The 18,416-nt window shown below is 37.4% G+C and carries 17 protein-coding genes; 8 read left to right on the top strand and 9 right to left on the bottom strand.

The features are described 5' to 3' along the window. Positions 1–562 precede the first annotated feature (562 nt). Positions 563–1,207: a pentapeptide repeat-containing protein gene (locus D5R40_RS11840; RefSeq protein WP_124146542.1), complete on the top strand. Its 645-nt coding sequence runs from the start codon at positions 563–565 to the stop codon at positions 1,205–1,207. 75 nt (positions 1,208–1,282) lie between these two features. Here the strand turns inward: D5R40_RS11840 and D5R40_RS35110 are convergent, their stop codons facing one another. The 3 genes from D5R40_RS35110 to D5R40_RS11830 form a co-directional block, all read right to left on the bottom strand. Then, complete coding sequence (locus D5R40_RS35110; RefSeq protein ID WP_161564656.1) at positions 1,283–1,657, bottom strand: hypothetical protein; 375 nt, start codon at positions 1,655–1,657, stop codon at positions 1,283–1,285. 28 nt (positions 1,658–1,685) lie between these two features. Further along, positions 1,686–1,814, bottom strand: coding sequence for a hypothetical protein (locus tag D5R40_RS40955; RefSeq protein WP_282433625.1), 129 nt, complete (start codon positions 1,812–1,814; stop codon positions 1,686–1,688). 89 nt (positions 1,815–1,903) lie between these two features. Next, a complete protein-coding gene (locus tag D5R40_RS11830; RefSeq protein ID WP_124154690.1) occupies positions 1,904–2,098 on the bottom strand; it encodes a hypothetical protein in 195 nt (64 codons plus the stop codon). Positions 2,099–2,230: 132 nt separating this feature from the next. Here D5R40_RS11830 and D5R40_RS35105 point away from each other — a divergent pair, with 132 nt between their 5' ends. Then, on the top strand, positions 2,231–2,404 hold the full coding sequence (locus D5R40_RS35105; RefSeq protein ID WP_161564982.1) for a hypothetical protein: 174 nt from the start codon (positions 2,231–2,233) through the stop codon (positions 2,402–2,404). Between the two features lie 54 nt (positions 2,405–2,458). On the opposite strand, the gene D5R40_RS11825 is transcribed toward D5R40_RS35105, so the two are convergent. The 6 genes from D5R40_RS11825 to D5R40_RS11800 all read right to left on the bottom strand — a co-directional run bounded on the left by D5R40_RS11825 (position 2,459) and on the right by D5R40_RS11800 (position 11,119). Next, a complete protein-coding gene (locus D5R40_RS11825; protein ID WP_124154689.1) occupies positions 2,459–2,800 on the bottom strand; it encodes a hypothetical protein in 342 nt (113 codons plus the stop codon). A gap of 510 nt (positions 2,801–3,310) precedes the next feature. Beyond that, positions 3,311–6,121 (bottom strand): preprotein translocase subunit SecA, encoded by a 2,811-nt coding sequence (gene secA, locus D5R40_RS11820; RefSeq protein WP_124154688.1) that lies wholly within the window; start codon positions 6,119–6,121, stop codon positions 3,311–3,313. A gap of 487 nt (positions 6,122–6,608) precedes the next feature. Then, entirely contained in the window at positions 6,609–8,066 is a 1,458-nt protein-coding gene (locus D5R40_RS11815) for an MACPF domain-containing protein (protein ID WP_124154687.1), read from the bottom strand. A gap of 105 nt (positions 8,067–8,171) precedes the next feature. Then, positions 8,172–8,843 carry a hypothetical protein gene (locus tag D5R40_RS11810; protein WP_124154686.1) on the bottom strand — a complete coding sequence of 224 codons (672 nt, stop codon included), beginning with the start codon at positions 8,841–8,843 and terminating at the stop codon, positions 8,172–8,174. A 612-nt stretch (positions 8,844–9,455) separates the two neighbouring features. After that, entirely contained in the window at positions 9,456–10,001 is a 546-nt protein-coding gene (locus D5R40_RS11805; protein ID WP_124154685.1) for a diheme cytochrome C, read from the bottom strand. A 209-nt stretch (positions 10,002–10,210) separates the two neighbouring features. Continuing rightward, positions 10,211–11,119 carry an MBL fold metallo-hydrolase gene (locus D5R40_RS11800; RefSeq protein ID WP_124145051.1) on the bottom strand — a complete coding sequence of 303 codons (909 nt, stop codon included), beginning with the start codon at positions 11,117–11,119 and terminating at the stop codon, positions 10,211–10,213. Positions 11,120–12,280: 1,161 nt separating this feature from the next. On the opposite strand from D5R40_RS11800, the gene D5R40_RS35100 reads away from it, so the two are divergent. The 6 genes from D5R40_RS35100 (at position 12,281) to D5R40_RS11775 (ending at position 18,277) form a co-directional block, all read left to right on the top strand. Then, positions 12,281–12,427 carry a hypothetical protein gene (locus D5R40_RS35100; RefSeq protein WP_161564527.1) on the top strand — a complete coding sequence of 49 codons (147 nt, stop codon included), beginning with the start codon at positions 12,281–12,283 and terminating at the stop codon, positions 12,425–12,427. 80 nt (positions 12,428–12,507) lie between these two features. After that, positions 12,508–12,762 carry a hypothetical protein gene (locus tag D5R40_RS11795; RefSeq protein ID WP_124145052.1) on the top strand — a complete coding sequence of 85 codons (255 nt, stop codon included), beginning with the start codon at positions 12,508–12,510 and terminating at the stop codon, positions 12,760–12,762. Positions 12,763–12,859: 97 nt separating this feature from the next. Further along, the gene (gene rsfS / locus D5R40_RS11790; RefSeq protein ID WP_124145053.1) at positions 12,860–13,279 is read left to right on the top strand and encodes a ribosome silencing factor; all 420 of its coding nucleotides are present in this window, start codon (positions 12,860–12,862) and stop codon (positions 13,277–13,279) included. A gap of 65 nt (positions 13,280–13,344) precedes the next feature. Then, positions 13,345–13,845 carry a CGLD27 family protein gene (locus D5R40_RS11785; RefSeq protein ID WP_124154684.1) on the top strand — a complete coding sequence of 167 codons (501 nt, stop codon included), beginning with the start codon at positions 13,345–13,347 and terminating at the stop codon, positions 13,843–13,845. Positions 13,846–14,389: 544 nt separating this feature from the next. Beyond that, on the top strand, positions 14,390–15,343 hold the full coding sequence (locus D5R40_RS11780) for an asparaginase (RefSeq protein ID WP_124145055.1): 954 nt from the start codon (positions 14,390–14,392) through the stop codon (positions 15,341–15,343). A gap of 1,470 nt (positions 15,344–16,813) precedes the next feature. Beyond that, entirely contained in the window at positions 16,814–18,277 is a 1,464-nt protein-coding gene (locus tag D5R40_RS11775) for a tetratricopeptide repeat protein (RefSeq protein ID WP_124145056.1), read from the top strand. Positions 18,278–18,416: the final 139 nt, after the last annotated feature.

Below are 18,416 nucleotides of genomic sequence, written 5' to 3'. Positions count from 1 at the left end.
TTCCTGTAGATATTCACCCTTGGGTTTACACAAACGATATAAACGGACATGATATTACGGAAAAATTAAGGTATAAAGCTTCTTCATTCATGGAGAAAAAGCGATCGTTAGCGTAGCTTCCCGTAGGGTGGGATGGCGAGGTTTCCCGCTCTTAGAGATCTGCTGCCTCTTGCAGAGGAGCTTTCCTATCGGAATGCTGCGCAAACGCTAGCGCTAACGCCATATCCAATCGACCAAGAGAAGAACAAAATCCTTTGAGTCAATCCTCTTCTTTCTAAGAAGAGGTAATTATTAATTATTAATTGTTGAAGGAGCAGCTAACATTTTAAGAAAAATAGTGACACAGCTAGGTCTGGACTTAGCCAAGGTGGATAGGAAAGTGTTGAAACTGCCACTCTTTAACTAAAAAATATTGGTGCGACTCGTTAGCTTAAAAGCTAGCTTTTTATAATCCAAGGTGTTTTAACCCCTGGAGAATTCAATTGCATAACCTTATCTCAGTCTAGAAGTATTTTTGTTAAGATAGCAAAACAAGATCTAAATTGATTTTGTCTATTGAATTATGTCCCAAGACTTTTCTTTTCAAAGTCTGTGCGGTTATTCCTTTAAAGGTCTTGACCTCGCAGGTGCAGACTTTTCACACTCAGATATTCAAGGAACGGATTTCAGCAACGCCCTTTTGTGTGATGCCAACTTTAGTCATGCTAACGCTGGAGTGCAACTTCATTATCGCCTAGGTTTAGTTATCATATCGCTACTTTTATCTGCAATTTCTGGATTGACTGCTGTACTAACGGCTGTCTTTACTGGTTATTTACTCTTTCCTTACTCTATTAGTTCAGACAATTTTTTAGCTTCTGTAATTGTCCTATTGATATTTGTCCTTTTTTTAATTATCGCTATCCGTAAAGGATTACAGGCAGCTTTTGGAACTGTATTGATAGCAGGATCTTTACTTGGGACAATAATGGGAACTATGACGGGGACTGTAGCAGGTGTGGCAGCAGGAGCAGTGACAGCGACTTTGACTGTCGCAATTGTAGCGGTAATGACTGCTGTTTTAACCACAGTTTTGGCTATGGCAGGAACTATAGCAGGTCTAGTAGCAGGAGTAGTGGCGATCGCTGTTAATCTAGCAGGGGCCAGAGTAGGGGCGACGATTGGTACCAATGCGGCTACCTTTGATGCGGATATCATCAGGCGCTAGGAAATTGAAATAGTCTTGGATTTGCATTATTGCTTATTAAAAAATTACGGCATAATCTCAAAAAATTGACAATGCTTAGGTCGAAATAGCTGAAAGTCTCTTTGAACCAAAGTCAAGACTTTCGTGATTTCCAAACATTCTGCTGCAAGGTACTGATAACTGATAACTGATAACTGAATAAAACCATCCTGATTTTTCCCTAATTTCTCCTTGTAAAATTTCCTCAGAATTAGTTGCTAAATCTGGGGAAGCAGCAAATAAACCAATTAAAGGTTCGGTTTCTAAGTTCTTATTTTGATTGCTAAATTCTAGATCGGGTTGGGATTGATAATTAGCAGATTTTGTTTGCTCTTTCATTTGAGCTATGATTTTTTCCATTAGCCATATTTTCTCATCTAAGGATAAGTTATTAATGGCATTTTCTAGCTGAAGCAATTTAGATGAAACCATTATGATTTTTGTGATTATAGAAAATAAATTACATCATACGGTTATAATTATAACACAATACGCTTTCCTTTCTCTGCAAAAGAATAGCGATCGCCTGAATATCTTCCGAACAAGCGATCGCTGATTCCTGATACTTTCGGGCAGGCAGAATACTCACCCTACTTAATTATTGGTGCATAAAAGGTTCATGGTTGTCATTGCGAGGCGATAATATTAGAGAGTTAACCTCAATCTGAAAGAGTCAAGCTAGCCGTAGGCGAAGCCTTCTCGCAGAGTAGCAATCTCGTAGATCCCTGAGATTGCTTCCTTCCACTCCGTTCCAGTCGCAATGACTTGGGTATAGTAATTATCGGGATTTGATATTAGAGCTAGAAAATCCAGAGGAGCTACCATTCTCGTAGTTATGCACAATTGACTGATGATGGTTTGACGGAATGGCATCCGGCTTTTCTAGAATTGGCCACAACGTTAGAGGAATGTGCCAAACGGTATCGGGACTTTTGTAAGCGGTACACTCCTAAAAAGAAAAAAACAACTCCCCGCCGTAATTGGGGGAATTGCTTTCTGGACAAAATGACTAAGGGTTTTCAGGCCAAACCAAAGGGTAGGGAAGGGGTTCCTGGACAACTGAAGTTAGACCTAGAGGGGTATCAGGAGGTGTACCAGGTAGACCCGTTGGGAAGTTGGTTTGGCTCAAAGGCTGCTCATACATTCATTACAGCAAATGGGGCTGCGATGATGGTTTAACGAGTTGGGTGATGCTAACATCAGCATGTGCTATCCTTTTAGATCAATCATTATTTATTTTTTGACAACCTCCAATTTCAATTTATCGTCTTTAATTTTCCACTTCCATTCATATTCACTAACATCATCCTCTATACTCTCCCAACATTGATCCACTATCCTCCCCAACCAATAAAGACCTTTTCGTTGATCTCCTCCTACCCAACCATCTGTCTCAATTTCGATTGTGTCCTTATCCTGGTCTATCTCTAATCTCTCATAACATGCAGTAAGTTGCGATTCAACTATACATTTTTCCCAATGGATAGCCACTTCTTCCCGATCAGCATAAGCTGGGAGAGCAGTAGTCAACAGTAACAAACAAGTAGCCAAAACAGTAACAACTAACTTTTTCATCTTCAATAAATCTTCTTTTACTAAACCGAAGCATAGCTTATTTTTTTTTTTTTTGTCAATGGCTTTACTGTACCAATGAGTAAGTCTCAATCTAAGTCCAAGTCCATCTAAAGTCTAAGTCCAAATCTCAGTACCGGGATCTAATGGATTTGGTAAAACCCATTGTTCAGCAGTATTCAGCTCCAGAATATAGTCCTGGGATTCTGGTTCATAAGGTTCTCCATTAATATAATAATTAATAAACCTCCTCCCGATGCTCTGGAAAAACTAACCTTTCGTGGTACATTCAAGGAACCTTCGCCAGAACTCTTAATCTCGCGATCGCTAATCTGTTCTTCCCTCAACAAATTGATAATGGATAATGATTAAAATTTTAAACTTTGAGTAACAATTTTGAATGCAAAAAGCTTTGGTAGGGTGCGTTAATGAAATGTAACGCACCACCTATTATGTCTTTGGTGCGTTACGCTGACGCTAACACACCCTACTGGACTAGGGATTTATATTTTTTCACACCGTCTCCGCCGCCGTAGTCTGCACTGCAGGTTGCGGCTGGAACTGGAACATCGAATAAACCACATTCCGACGAATATCCGTCATCATATCCAAGAACAACTCATAACCCTCGCTCTTATACTCAATCAACGGGTCTTTTTGCCCATAACCACGCAAACCAACAGACTCCCGCAACGCATCCATCTGCTGCAAATGCTCCCGCCATAAAGTATCAATCTGCTGCAAAATAAAGAAACGTTCCGCATCCCGCATCAAACCACCACGAATCTGATTAACCTGCGCTTCCTTAATATCATAAGCATTCCTCACCTGCTCGTGCATAAAAGTCTTAATATCATCCATCGACAAATCGAATAACTGCTCCGGAGTTAAATCTGCCAACAGATACACAAACTCCTTCACCTTACTTACCAACTTATCCAACTCCCACTCTTCCGAAGGCAACTCAGGATTAATATACGCCTCCACAATATCATCCATAGTTTGCTCCGCATACTTAATCACCTGTTCCTTCAAATCCCTACCTTCCAATACCCGTCGGCGTTCCGCATAAATTGCCCGACGTTGATTATTCATCACCTCGTCATACTCAAACACCTGCTTCCGCATATCATAATAATAAGTTTCCACCTTCTTCTGAGCGCCTTCCAACGAACGAGTCAACAACCCAGATTCAATTGGCATATCTTCCTCAACCCCAAACGCTTGCATCATTCCAGCAACACGATCGCCACCAAAAATCCGTAATAAATTATCGTCCAAACTCAAGAAAAATCTCGTCGATCCAGGGTCTCCTTGCCGCCCCGCTCTACCTCGCAACTGATTATCAATACGCCTTGACTCATGGCGCTCAGTACCAATAACGTGCAACCCACCCAGATTTATAACATTATCATGTTCCTTATCTGTATAGCCTTCATATTCTTTGCGAATCAAATTGTACACCTCCCGTAACTTTTGAATTACCGGATCTTGAGTAGGAGCTTTTTCCGCAGCGATCGCCACTTTATCTTCCACCACCAACTCAGGTAGCGCTCTCTCTCCCCACTCTTGCACAGCAAAATTCACTGTCTCCTTCAACATCTTTTCAGTCTGTGGCGACAACTTTACTGGAAAAATTTCTGGCGACACTTTCCAGGTTTTCACCTTCTTCTGTTCGCCAAAACCTTTAGCGGAATTTTGCTTTTTAGCACCTTGTACGCGGATCATCCCCATACCATCATCTTCTTCCGGTTTAACAACCCTCGGCATCAAATACTCCCGTACTTTCAACCTTGCCATATACTCAGCATTTCCGCCCAAAATAATATCAGTACCTCGACCTGCCATATTAGTAGCAATAGTAACCGTACCCTTACCCCCTGCTTGTGCCACAATTTCTGACTCTCGCTCCACATTTTCTGGTTTAGCATTCAGCAACTGGTGGGGAATTTTCAGTTGAGCAAGTAACCTAGAAAGTAACTCTGATTTTTCCACACTGGTTGTACCCACCAAAACTGGGCGACCTGCTGTGTGCATTTCCGCACATTCATTAGCGATCGCTTGCCATTTCCCTTTCTCTGTTTTATAAACCACATCTGATAAATCTGCTCTACCAGTTGGTCTATTAGTCGGAACAATAGTCACTTGTAGATTATAAATCTTCTCAAATTCCGTTTCCTCTGTTTTTGCCGTTCCCGTCATCCCCGATAATTTGGGATAAAGTAAGAAGAAATTTTGATAAGTAATAGTTGCCAATGTTTGAGTTTCTGGCTGAATATCCACCCTTTCTTTCGCCTCGATCGCCTGATGCAAACCATCACTCCAACGTCGTCCAGGCATTACCCTACCAGTAAATTCATCAACAATAACTACTTCTTCATCACGAACAATATAGTTAACATCTTTGATAAATAATTCTTTTGCCTTCAAAGCATTAAATATAAAATGTGCCCAAGGATCTTCCGGGTTATATAAATCTTGTACTCCCAATAACTCTTCTGCTTGAGCAAAACCCTCATCGCTCAATAACACATTACGAGCTTTTTCATCTACTTCATAATGTTCTTTTTCTTTATCCAAAGCTGCTGCAATTTCTGCTGCTTTAATATATTTTTCACTCGGTCTTTCTACCTGCCCAGAAATAATCAGAGGAGTCCGTGCTTCATCTACTAATACAGAGTCAACTTCGTCAATGGTACAAAAATTAAATGGACGTTGTACTACCTCATCCATGCTAGTTGCCATATTATCCCGCAAGTAGTCAAATCCAACTTCACTGTTAGTAGCATAAGTAATATCGCAGGCATAATTTTTTTTCCGTTCTTCTGGAGTCATTCCCTGTTGAATTAATCCCACAGTTAAACCCAGGAACCTATGCACTTGTCCCATCCATTCCGCATCTCGTCTGGCTAAGTAGTCGTTAACGGTAATAACGTGTACCCCTTTACCTGCTAGGCCATTTAAGTATGCTGGTAGAGTCGCTACAAGGGTTTTACCCTCCCCTGTTTTCATTTCTGCGATTTGGCCTTGATGCAAAATGATGCCCCCCAAAAGTTGGACATCAAAGTGTCGCATACCTAGCACTCGCTTTCCTGCTTCTCGGACTACAGCAAAAGCTTCCGGTAGAATTTCTTCTAATATTTCTTTTTCTTCCTCCTTAGATGTTGCTTTTTCTAGAGCTTGTCTAAATTCTCCTGTTTTAGCCCTTAGTTGTTCGTCTGAAAGTTGTTGAATATCTTCTTCGAGAATATTAATCTCTGTCACCCAAGGTTGAAATTTCTTGAGTTTGCGTGCGTTGGGGTCTCCGAGAAGTTTTTTGAACATAGTTGTTATTTAAGTTAAATTCCATTGATTAATTGCCAAAATGGTTATTTATATACCATTTTTTATGAATTTTGTCAATATAAATCTTATCTGAGTTTAGTCAGTTTAGAACTATTTGGTTGTTAAAAAATGGGTATCAATTATTTTATCAAAAATTCACTGGTCTAAAACCATGGCCAATTGGGGATAGGTGTTACAATCACAAAAACTAGGGGTGTCGGTAAGCTTTGTTCACCGACACCCCAACATTACTTAAGGCGATAATTAGCAGGAAAATGAGTATTTACACTCAAAATATTCAGGTAATTTCCTCGCCACTTGTCTATTCTCAGTGTATTATATTTGAAGTACAGAATGTAGGTTCTGAGGCAGAGTCATGGCACAAGACAATTCTACTCGAATCAAGTTTTGAGGAATTTGGGAAGACCGGAAAACTTAAACACCCCGGTATACCCCCTTTTAGACAAACCGAACTAGCACACTGTATTTATTGTTGAGAAGATTTTTTTTCATCTTGATTGGAAGACTTGCTCTTACTCTTCCTCTTATATGAGAATAATCCCTTAAATTTCTTCGCCTTTTGCTTTATTTTGTTCGGCAAATTAATTCGCAGATTACCTTCCTTTCCTGATTCTTCTGATTCCGGTGATGAATCTTCTAAGAAGCTCCTTTGACTTATTAATTCTACAGCTAGACTAGCATAAGAAACGCCATTTAGTAACAACGGTTTATCAGTGTCTGGATAATATGAATAACGCATAAATGCACGAATCACCTTATTTCTTAAGTCTGGCTCAAAAAAGCAGATGATAGGAACAAGCTCAGAATATTTAATAACTGTCCATGTCTTGTAAGAGTTCAAAGATATCATCCATCCAATAGGATTTATTATTGCCGATCCAAGACCACCGTAGTATTCCAACTCCATATCCATTTTACTAGACATATTTTGACTAGCCTTTATCTCTCCTTTTGATTTACCTTCCCCTTCACTTCCAGCACCGAAGAGATTTAGGCTAGATGCAAAGGAAGATTTAAAGGATGCAAATTGTTCGGAAGAAGAATCAATCTTTGATTTGACCTCACTTTCCGCACATATCTTACCCCCGAGCGTAAATTTCAATGGCACAAAGTAACCATATTCGTTTAAAAGATGATTTAATTTTACAAAGCTATAGAACTCATCATCATCTCCTAAAGCGTTTTCAACCTTACTCTTGAAGTTAGGTTTCAATTTAATATCTTCCCAGTCTACAGATAGAATCACTTTTGGTATTGTATACTCTGCAAACAGGTAGGTCTTACTTTTTGCACTTAGTTCGCTCTCTCCAGAAAATTCACCTTCTAAATCTGAATCTAGACCACCAAATAAACTGAGTTCTTGATTACCACTTGCCTCTGAAACAAATTTTCCTACTTGATGAGCTACAAATTTTGTTTTGGCATCTACTCTGAAGAATCCCTTTTTTCTGGGTATGATCCAATTAGGATGATAAGTATTTTCAGGATCATTAGGAACATAAGGCTCCCAATAAATAGCTTCCTTGAATGCTTTTGATATGACCCAATCTTCATCCTCAGACTGAATTTTGCTAACGGTAAGAGCCTTGTTTAATTCCAATCTTCTGTACAAATCTACCTTCTGAAAGGCAATTAAATCTTGAAAAAAATGTTTAATTACTCCAGGTGTAATTTGTTCAACTGATTGAGCTGCTGCCAATTGAAATTGAGTTGCTGTAGGTTGAATAACTTCTGCAAGTACTTGTTGAAGGAATTGAATAATTGCTCCTGGTAGTGCAGCTGTTGTAGGTTGAATAACTTCTGTAAGTAATTGTTGAAGGAATCCAATAATTTGCTCTGGTGTAACTTGTCCTGGTACAGATGGTTCCACCGGATTCTCAGGTTGAGATAAAGGTGCTTTATTAGTCCCATCGTCTTGTGTCATTTTAGATTTTTCTCCTTAATAATTCTGTCGATACAAATATGATGAATTTAGTTCAATTAATACTAATCATCAAATGAATTACGTCTCAAAAGTCAAATTGGCGCGTTATTGTGCAGAACTTTGCAAATCACATATATCTTCGATCTTTTCGTCTTCTTTGAGTACGTAGAAAAACATATGGATAGAGCCATTGGTACTCAAATTTAATTTGTCCCTATCCTCCACTATGTTACTGATATATTCATGTTCTCTATCACTACTTCTGACCCTGACCGGAGAAAGTCCTGGACGATATTTATACTTACCTTTTTCATAGCCATAAATAGGCCATGTGACAATATTAACCAAGTGATTTCTTAAAACATTGCTATTTATCTGGTTATCCAAGTACTGAAAATCTCTAACTCTAATAGGATCTCCTTCATATTGGTATTTATCGACTGTGACTTGTAATTTTTCGTGGCTTTCCTCATCACCTTCATTAACAGCATAGTATTTATTGACTATGTTATTTTCTGTTGTAAATATTTTCAAACCATATCCACAAGGACCGTTCGATCTAATAGTAAATGAAATATACGAACCTTCGTATAAGAAGACCACGTAATCAAAGTACCATGTATTTTCTCCTTCCTGGTCAAGTTTAACTAGGATAGGCTGTTTGTCTGTACCACATTCATTGGCACTTAGCTCCTCATTCAAAGAAACCTTTACTTCTAAGTCGCGATCTTCAAAGAAATCGTATTTAGTGCCTTTTAGTAATTTTTCATCACTCATTGTACCTATTCTCCTTTTTTGAATTCCTTAAACGATAACTGATACCAATTACATAAATTGGGATCTCTTGTGCGACTAAGTATTACTTCAGCTTCACTAAAATTACCACCCATGCCTGTATGAATAATTACACAAGAGTGGTCAAAATTATAGGTAAAAGCTTGTCTTTATATATATCTCAAACAGATAATATTCTTTATTTTTATAGATGTCAATATCCTACATTCCTTACTGCAAAATGTAGTATCTAGGGACACTTCAATAATTTAATAATTAATAGATAACTCTTCTATAATAGGAGAATTGTCTGTTTTTTTTCTCCATGAACGTAGAGGCTTTATAACTTAAATATTTAGGTAAAACTTTTGAATATTTATATTTATTAATCTTATAACAAAAAAGATATATAATGTTAGATAGATTTGCCTTGAGGTAGTTTTTTTATTGTTTTTCAATCTATCTTTATACTACTTCCATTAGTTTTAAATTTTGACTTAAATGTTATCAAAATAACTCGGTCTAAAACTATACCTTGATTAGCGAAATGTTTTTGGAGAGTTGCTCAAAATCCCTGTTACAAAAACAACTTCTGACTTCTGACTTCTGACTTTGTCAATCTGGCCATTCTGAGCTGAGAGTCCGAAAGTCAAATTTTGCAGCGCTAGGATGACAAGAAACACAACCCTTGATATTCACATTTTGAGGAAATTCTACTCTGGGATGAAGCGCTTTGAAATAACGAGAACTAGAAATTCTGTAAGGTATTCTTTCCTCTTGCTGTGATTTGACACGAGAAGATACTTGTAGGTAATTCCAAATAAGTTGACGAGGTGGATCTATAAGAGTAGGGAGTTGTATACCGTAATGTTGATAATCCTCTAGAATTACTTTCCAACTTTCTGTGGGAAGGACTTGAGGTGGTACTGGAATATGACAAGTAGTACAATTGTCTAAATATAATGACAGTCCTAATTGGTGACGTTTGGGAACCACATCAACATTACTCATTAGTTGAGGCTCAATTTGTGAAATAGTTGTTGCAGTAGAAATTTTTGCCATAACCAAACCACAACTTGCACTCCATAAAAATATCAGTAGTAAAAGTAAAAAAAGAAATGGTCGTCGTCTACCTTTATTTCTGAGATTAGATATTGGCATTAATATAATTTCTGTGCTAGTATTTCATTATTTTTTGCTACTTTAACTAGCTATCAGCCATTAGGCTAAAAAGGTAGTACATAGATAATGTTATCTAAAAGCTTGGGTTGTTCATTCCCTGTCCATTCCGGAATGCTCCGCTTTCCGCGCAAAGCTGACCGCTGTTTGCGTAACATCCCGCAGGGAACTGCTGAGGTGTTAAACGCTTTCTAAAGAATTGGAATTGTCATACCTTCTTTTGCTACCAACCCATTGGGAAATACTGACTGGAGAGCAACTTGAATTTCATCCAATAAATTATCATGATGAGAAGGGTCATGTTGAAACATAACTATTTGTTTGACTCCTGCTTTTTTTGCTATTTCCACACCTACTTCCCAAGTAGAATGTCCCCAACCAATTTTAGGAGATTCAGGATTATAGTATTCTTCGTTTGTGTAAGTAGCATCATAAATCAGCAAATCAGCTTTACGAGCTAGATGAAGTACATTTTCATCAAAACGATCTTCATAATGTTCTGTATCTGGACAATAAACTACACTTTTACCCTGCCAACAAACTCGATATCCAATAGCAAAATTTGGATGATTTAGAGGAGCTGTTTCAATCTCAATATCATCATCAATTTTAATTACATCTCCAGTGCTAAAGTCATAAAACTTCATCTCAGAACCCATAACCTGTAAAGGAATAGGAAAGTTAGGATTTACCATTTGATCGGATAAACATTCCTTAATTGTAGTCCCGTCAGGTGCGATTGCCCCATGTATGTGAAACTTATTGACAGGCATAAATGCAGGAACAAAAAATGGAAATCCTTGAATATGGTCCCAGTGAGTATGACTAAAGAACATATATGCTTCCACTGGCATTTGCTTCATTAGGTTTAAACCCAATACTCTTAAACCTGTGCCTCCATCAAAAATCAAACGTTTTTCCCCTAAGCGCATTTCTACACAGGAGGTATTACCACCATAGCGAACTGTACTACTACCAGGGGTAGGTATACTACCTCGTACACCCCAGAATTCAACTACAAACTTAGTTTGCAAGGAGGCTGACTGAGTATCTATCTCCTCAGATTGTGATATTGGGGCTGACGGCTCTGAAGACTGCATATTTCTGTGTTTCAGACTTGCGGTTAATACGAATCTGTTAAGAATTTCTTAACTGTCAATTGAGATTATTCTAGCAAAATCAGGTACTAATAATTGCTAGTATATCTTTAAAAAGATAATTTAGTTTAGTATAGAAAGCTATACTTTAAATCTAAAAATTTTTATTGTTTAGTTTGAAAGAGGTTATAGTTAAGTCTTGATATATCTTAGGCTTTAGTAAAACCTCTGTATAACTAAACTATTTTAAATAGCGAGTTAGTAAATAAATATTTATTCAAAAAATTATAACTTTTCAATTTGGAGAACTAGGGGTTTATAAGTCAGTTAATTTTGATAATTTAACCAAAAACAAATATAAGCATTCAGCGGTCAGCTATGAGCTATTGATTTTGAGTCCCCGTAAAAGCAACCTTTGAAATTGAGAAATAATAAAATTTACTGTCAAACTCTCCTGACTAAACCTTAGAACTAATTATTCATTACTAATTGCTGTTAACGTAGTCCTGACCCAGGGAATAACTGACTGCTAATAGCTGTTTACGCAGCATTCCGCAGGAAATGCTTACAAACAAATACTAAAAACCTGTCGAAACGTTATAATTGTTTTTCCCTGTTGTTGTCCCTTAGGTAAAAATCTGATAAATTTATACTTTAAGAAAATCACAAACTCTTATCAAAATCATCAGTGTGAAGTCAAAATAATTGTTATGAAATATGAGGAATTGTCAATTCCAAAATAGGAAAAATTAGATTTGGTTCAACTTAAAGACAAAGTATTAACATCAGGGTCATTTCATTCTAGATTTTGACAATGAATTTATTGATTTTCAGACAGCGAAGATACATTTCCTAAACCTGTAACGTGGTTTAGTCAATACATAAAATGGCACAGTGTTAGAATGAAACAGCGCTGGTATTAACATGGCTTTCCGTTCATGTTTCAGTCTCTAGGCTCAAACATATTCTTAGAGTATAAAAAATGGCACAGGATATAGCAAACTATTATACAAACTAGGAGAAAGATCAACTAGCAACATTGATGCACGATCTTGCTAAATATTTTTCTCCCCTATTATTACAAATTTCTAAGTCAGAGGGTTTAGAAATAGATTTAGTATCAGAAGTCTCTTCTCATTTGCTTCATGCTAATGTAAGTGAATTGTGGCCAAAAAAGAGTTTGGTATCAAGGATCAGGAGATTTTAGCATCATTGAAGAAGGAGACAGGAGACAGGAGACAGGAGACAGGAGGAAAATTACATGGGGATAGTCAACGAAGGGCCGCTCCGCGTCTACGCTCCCCCAAGTAATGCGTGAATACCCCCGTTGACGGTGGGGTATTAAAGCCACAAAGAAAATGATAACTAATTATACATGAGGAGAGCCAGCTATGAATCAGCTAAGTTGCATAATTTTCCTCGCAGATACTTTAGAACCAGGTAAAGGTGACAATGCAGAGTCACAGCATTTGAGACAACTTAGTAAGGAAAATCTCTTCCAAGCAGTTTGGTTAACCTGCGATTATACTATAAAGCACTTGCTAGGGACTAATTGTTTGATTCACCCAAAAATTATATTAACAAGAAATTGGTTCCTGAAAAAGGCCAAAAAACCCGAGGATGAACAAAAAATGAAGCAGCAATAAAATCAATCAGATTATGACTAATACAAAGGCTAAAAATTAGTCAACAGAAATATCCAATACAATAAATATATATAAGGAAAAGGAAACAGATAATTTAATGTCAAATTACCCCCATATTCAGTCCTTGTCAACCGAATTAAGTCAGACAAATTCAGAATCCGATGGAACCTTAGAATTGACATCGACAATAGTTAACGCAGCATTAGACCGTAAAGGAGATAACATTGTTGTGATTAAAGTATCAGAAGTATCTTATTTAGCAGACTACTTCGTAATTATCACAGGTTACTCTAATGTTCAAGTCAGAGCTATATCTCAGGCGATCGCCCAAAAGGTAGAACAAGATAGAGAACTTTATCCTCTAGGAGTAGAAGGCCAAAACGAAAGTTCTTGGATATTAATGGATTATGGTGATGTCATAGTCCACATATTGAAGCCCGAAGAACGAGAATTCTACAATTTAGAAGCATTTTGGAGTCATGCAGAAAAAGTAGATACTTTATCATTGCTCAATTAGGATCAGGCTGTCAATATGAACTACCTCTTTACTGGCATAAAATATAAGTGAGGAAAAATTGATTTATGACTAGACAGATAATATCTAGCTCTCCAGTTCCCCTAGAACAACAACCAGTCAACGAATATGAAGAACTCAAAAATTCCTGGTTGTTTTGTTGGGTAACATTAGAAAGACTTCAGTATATAAAGAAGTTAGTCTGGGTTTGGCTCTGGAGTTGGTTAGTATCAGGCCCAGTAGCAGCAGCAAGTTTTTTTCCAGAGAAATATCCGATCGAGTTTTTACTGAGTGGGTCAGCAGGTGCAAGCTTTATTCTAATTTTGGTATTATTGCGACTTTATTTAGGTTGGAATTATATACGATCACGTCTTGCTAGTACTACTGTTTTTTATGAAGAGTCTGGTTGGTATGATGGGCAAACATGGCTGAAAACACAAGAAGAAATTACAAAAGATAAGTTAATAGTTAACTATCAAGTTCAGCCACTTATCAAAAGATTACACAAAACTTTTTATAGTTTGCTATTAATAATTTGTCTCGGTGGAATAATCTGGGTTTCGATCTAAAATTAACCCAAAATAGTTACAAAAAATCATAGTAATTTTGATTTAGGTAGTCAAGTAATTACAGTTATTTTTACCTGACTCATTCTCAGATTATATGCTTAACTATTTTTCTAAAATATCTGCTACATTACACTATTCTATACAATAATCTCATACGGAATTGTACTTAAATAGTTTATATTTAGAAACTATTTGTAAACAAAAGATTAAGTAGGGTATGTGACGGCACGCTTACCACTGATGGAATAATGCTCGGTTTTACACCTCACGCACCGGGTGCTGTGGGATGGTGCGTTAGTTTCACGTAACGCACCCTACGTGATTTAATATTCATTTAACAAAGACTCTCTTCAGACGATTATCTTAGCTGACATGACTAAAAATACTCGTACTTTTAAGGAAGAAATATTGATGAGCATAACTTAGTTTAGTATAAGAGAATCAGTTGAGACTTATTAAGATTAAATTGATAGATAGTCTTCAAAAATACAGTTAAATTAATGTACTTGATGAATACTCAACTTGCCCAAAACAATAAATAAAAATGACAAGGGGAAAAAGAACACAAACTTCGCAACTAGAAGTCAGACTACTCCGAGAAGGTATCCTTGAATCAATTCACCAAGTTCAGGCCACTGTGTGCGACCATAGAGGTCGGGTTTTGTCCGTGGCCGGAGGTGCAGATACTGCCACATTTGTCCGTTCAGCTCTCAAACCATTTCAAGCTTTAGCAGTTACTACTACAGGCACCCTAGAACGTTATGACTTAACTGACTTAGACTTGGCCATTATCTGTAGTTCCCATCAAGGTACAATAGAGCAAGCAAGACAGGTATTTAACGTTTTATGGCGTTGTGATATTGACCCATCAAAACTCCAATGTCCAACTCCTGCCAATAAAAATAGTCCTTTGCAATATAACTGTTCTGGTAAGCATGCAGGTATGCTGGCTGTTTGTCAGCAAAGAAATTGGCCGATGGAGTCTTACCTGCAAATGAAGCATCCAGTTCAACAGTTGATTATTAGCAAAGTAGCTGAGTTACTGGCAATGCCCGCAGCAGAATTTATTGGCGCTCGTGATGACTGTGGTGCTCCAACTTATCTCCTGCAACTGAGTCAAATGGCAACTTTATACGCTAAACTGGCTTCAGGTGATAGTTTGGATCTAGAACGAATTGTCAGGGCGATGACCTATCATCCAGAAATGGTAGGGGGAGAAGGAAGTTTTGATACAGAGTTGATGCGCTTGACGGCAGGAGAAATTGTTAGTAAGTCTGGGGCCGAAGGAGTGCAATGTATTGGTCGGGTAGGTGAAGGGATGGGTTTGGCCATTAAAGTTAATGATGGTGCTAAACGAGCGAAATATGCAGTGGCTATTCATTTGTTAACTCAGATGGGTTGGATCAGTCCAACTATTGCTGAGACTCTAGGGGAAAACTATATGTCTCTCAGTAATGTCAAGCGTTTGGAAGTAATTGGAGAAATGTGTATGGTATAGTTCAACAATTAATAATTAATAATTAATAATTAATAATTAATTATTACCTCTCCTTGAAAACGGATTGGATTGACTAATAATGAAAATTTTTTCTTGTTTCTCCTTTATGAGGAGAGGCTTTAAACCTTAATTATTTGGTGATTGGACAGCCCTGAAAAAAATTTTGAAAATATTTTGAGTAAGGGGTTGCAATTTTGATGAGGTTATGGTTATATTAATAAAAGACGACGCGGGATAGAGCAGTCTGGTAGCTCGTCGGGCTCAAGTTATAAGGTAAGACAAACAAAACAAGCACATATAGACGCCGCTAGTCACTAAGCTTGAAGTTATACCTTGTAAGGGGCGGCATACGAAGAAATTTGTATGTGATTACTTGTCAAATTCGGGGAAACCGTTAGCGGGGTAATCCCGAGCCAAGCTCCGAATTAAAGGAGAAGGTGTAGAGACTGGTTGGCAAGTACCCTAGCAGTTCTAGTTTGATAGAAGCTGAGGGTAAAGGGACAGTCCAGACTACAAACTAATTCTGATAGTTTCAGAATTAAGGCAGTGAAAGCTGTGGTGGTAAGCATAACCCGAAGGTCGGTGGTTCAAATCCGCCTCCCGCCATAAAAATAAATAATCTAAAAGAAAGTCTGGTAAATCTTAAAATTTATCAGGCTTTTTTGATTTTCGGTCTCAATACTTTTCCTCAGGAGTCAGGAGTCAGGAGTCAGGAGTCAGGAGTCAGGAGTCAGGAGGGAAGAAAGAAGGAAAAGGAATAGGAAGAGGAGGAAAAGGAGAAAGTTTTTTGGTCGTGTCAGGGGAACGGAGTTCTATGGCGCTCTTATCCAGACATGATATAAAAGGCAAAAAGCAATATAAATGCAGTTTCAACCTACTAAAGAAGTTGGGTTTATGAAGAACAGACCATAGCGTTGCATATTTGAGGGATGAAAGGGTGTGGGGAGTGTGGAGGACGTTATATATTTGCCCATTGGAATTATAGTAGCTCGTCTAGACTAAGAATTATGGGTAAAAACTCAACCCTCGATCCTCCCTTACCAAGGAGGGGAATAACTCATAAGGGTAGGTTGTTTAACCCACATTTTCAAGCAAAACTTGCTAATAGTTTGAGAAAAAGAGGAAGTAAAAGATGGGTTACCTTTTTTTGCAAAGATTCATTCCTTAGTCCAGCAATGCTTATACCATACAGCAGTTTTCATTTCGGTAGACCACAGTAGGGGTGTTAACGTAGTTGTGCGCTAGCTAATGGCCATTAGCCCCTACAGGTTTTTGGTCCCTACAGGTTTTTGATTATGGCGATGTGGTTCATCAATCAATAACAGCGTTGTAAGTATAGCGATTTCCAAAAAGCGTGAGGTACAAAATTTTAGGTTTTACAACAGGGAAGAAAGATAAAAGTTTACCTAACTCAACCTAGCACCTACTCAAAAAGTTCAACATAGCAAAATTTTATGAATTTGGTAGAAAATGATAAATTGGAAATATTTTAGATTAATTATCGGTACTGTATTTTTCTTGATTTTGCCTCCATCTCTAGTAACAGAGAAAATAGAGAAAGTACAGATATATTCAAAAGCAGTTGCAGAAGAGACTAAAAAATATAGCGATCGCCTTACCCAAGAAAACCTACAAACTCAAGCACAGGAACTTGATAAGAAAGCTAAACAAAAACTTGAAAATGGGGAATTAAAAACGGCCTTAGAAACTTTGCAGCAACTCCTAGATATTCATACTCAACAGGGCGTTCGCGATAGCGGAACGGAGTTCTATCGCCTTAATATCAGCAGCACCCTCTACAGTATGGCCAGCATCGATCGACAACTGCAGCAGTATCAGAAAGCTTTAGAGAATTATCAGCAAGCTTTGGAAATTCGTCAACAGTTAGGCGATACAGAGCAAATTGCTGCCATCCTACATAATATTGGTACAGTTTATTCTCACCTAAGTCAATATCCCCAAGCATTAGCATCATTCAATCAAGCACTGAAAATGCGTAGGCAACTGCGCGATACTACTGCTATTAGTAGCGCTTTAAATAAAATAGGTGTTATCTACGATCGCCAAGGTAAATATCCAAAAGCTATAGAGTTTTATGAAGAAGCTTTAGAAATGGCTAAAAAGGAAAAGGATAATGTCAATCTTACTGCAATTTTAAGTAATCTTGGCTTAGTTAATTCAAGGTTAGGTCGCTATAAACAAGCTATAGATTTTTATCAGAAAGTTTTACAGAATAATCCCCAAAACAAAGCTAAGGTTTTAACATATATTGGAGCAATTTATCGCCACTTAGAAGAGTTTTCTAAGGCTTTAAAGTTTTATCAACAAGCTTTAGAAGTTTATGAAGAAAATCAAGACCGTTTGAATATAGCAATAACTATAGATAATATAGGTGTAATTTATCGAGAACAGAAAAAATATTCCCAAGCATTAGAATCCCATCAACAAGCATTAGTTATTTGGGAAGAGTTAGGTGATCGGGAAGGTAAATCTGCCTCTGTTCATAATATTGGTATAGTGTATCGAGAGTCCGGTCAGTATTCTGAATCTCTAGAATTTTTGACTCATACTTTAATTCTCGATCGACAACTTGAAAACCAAAATAGAGAAAGAATTACTCTTGCTGATATAGGAAAATTATTAGCAAAAAATGATCGACCAGAATTAGCAATAATATTTTATAAACAATCAATTAATATTACAGAAAAAATCCGCAAAGATTTACAGGTTTTACCAGTAGAGGAACAAAAGGATTATTTAGACGGTACTGTTACTGACATTTATCGGGATTTAGCTGATTTATTGCTCGAGCAAAAAAGAGCCATAGAATCGCATCAAATTCTTGATTTGTTGAAAGTACAAGAAGTATTTGAGTATATGGGAGGTATCAAAGCTGATGATAAAATTATAGGCAATAGTTTTGAAGATATATAGCAATCAGGAATCAGTTGTGAGAATTGAGGTGTTCCTTAAAAGTATAGAATATGGCAATTCTTATATTCATATAATACGTTTTTTCTTCTTCTTTGTTCCCTGTTACCTGTGCCCTAAAAGCTTCCAATATCTCACAACT

The organism is Okeania hirsuta, assembly GCF_003838195.1.
GTDB classification, from domain to species: domain Bacteria; phylum Cyanobacteriota; class Cyanobacteriia; order Cyanobacteriales; family Microcoleaceae; genus Okeania; species Okeania hirsuta.
This window is presented reverse-complemented; position numbering and strand designations above follow the sequence as displayed.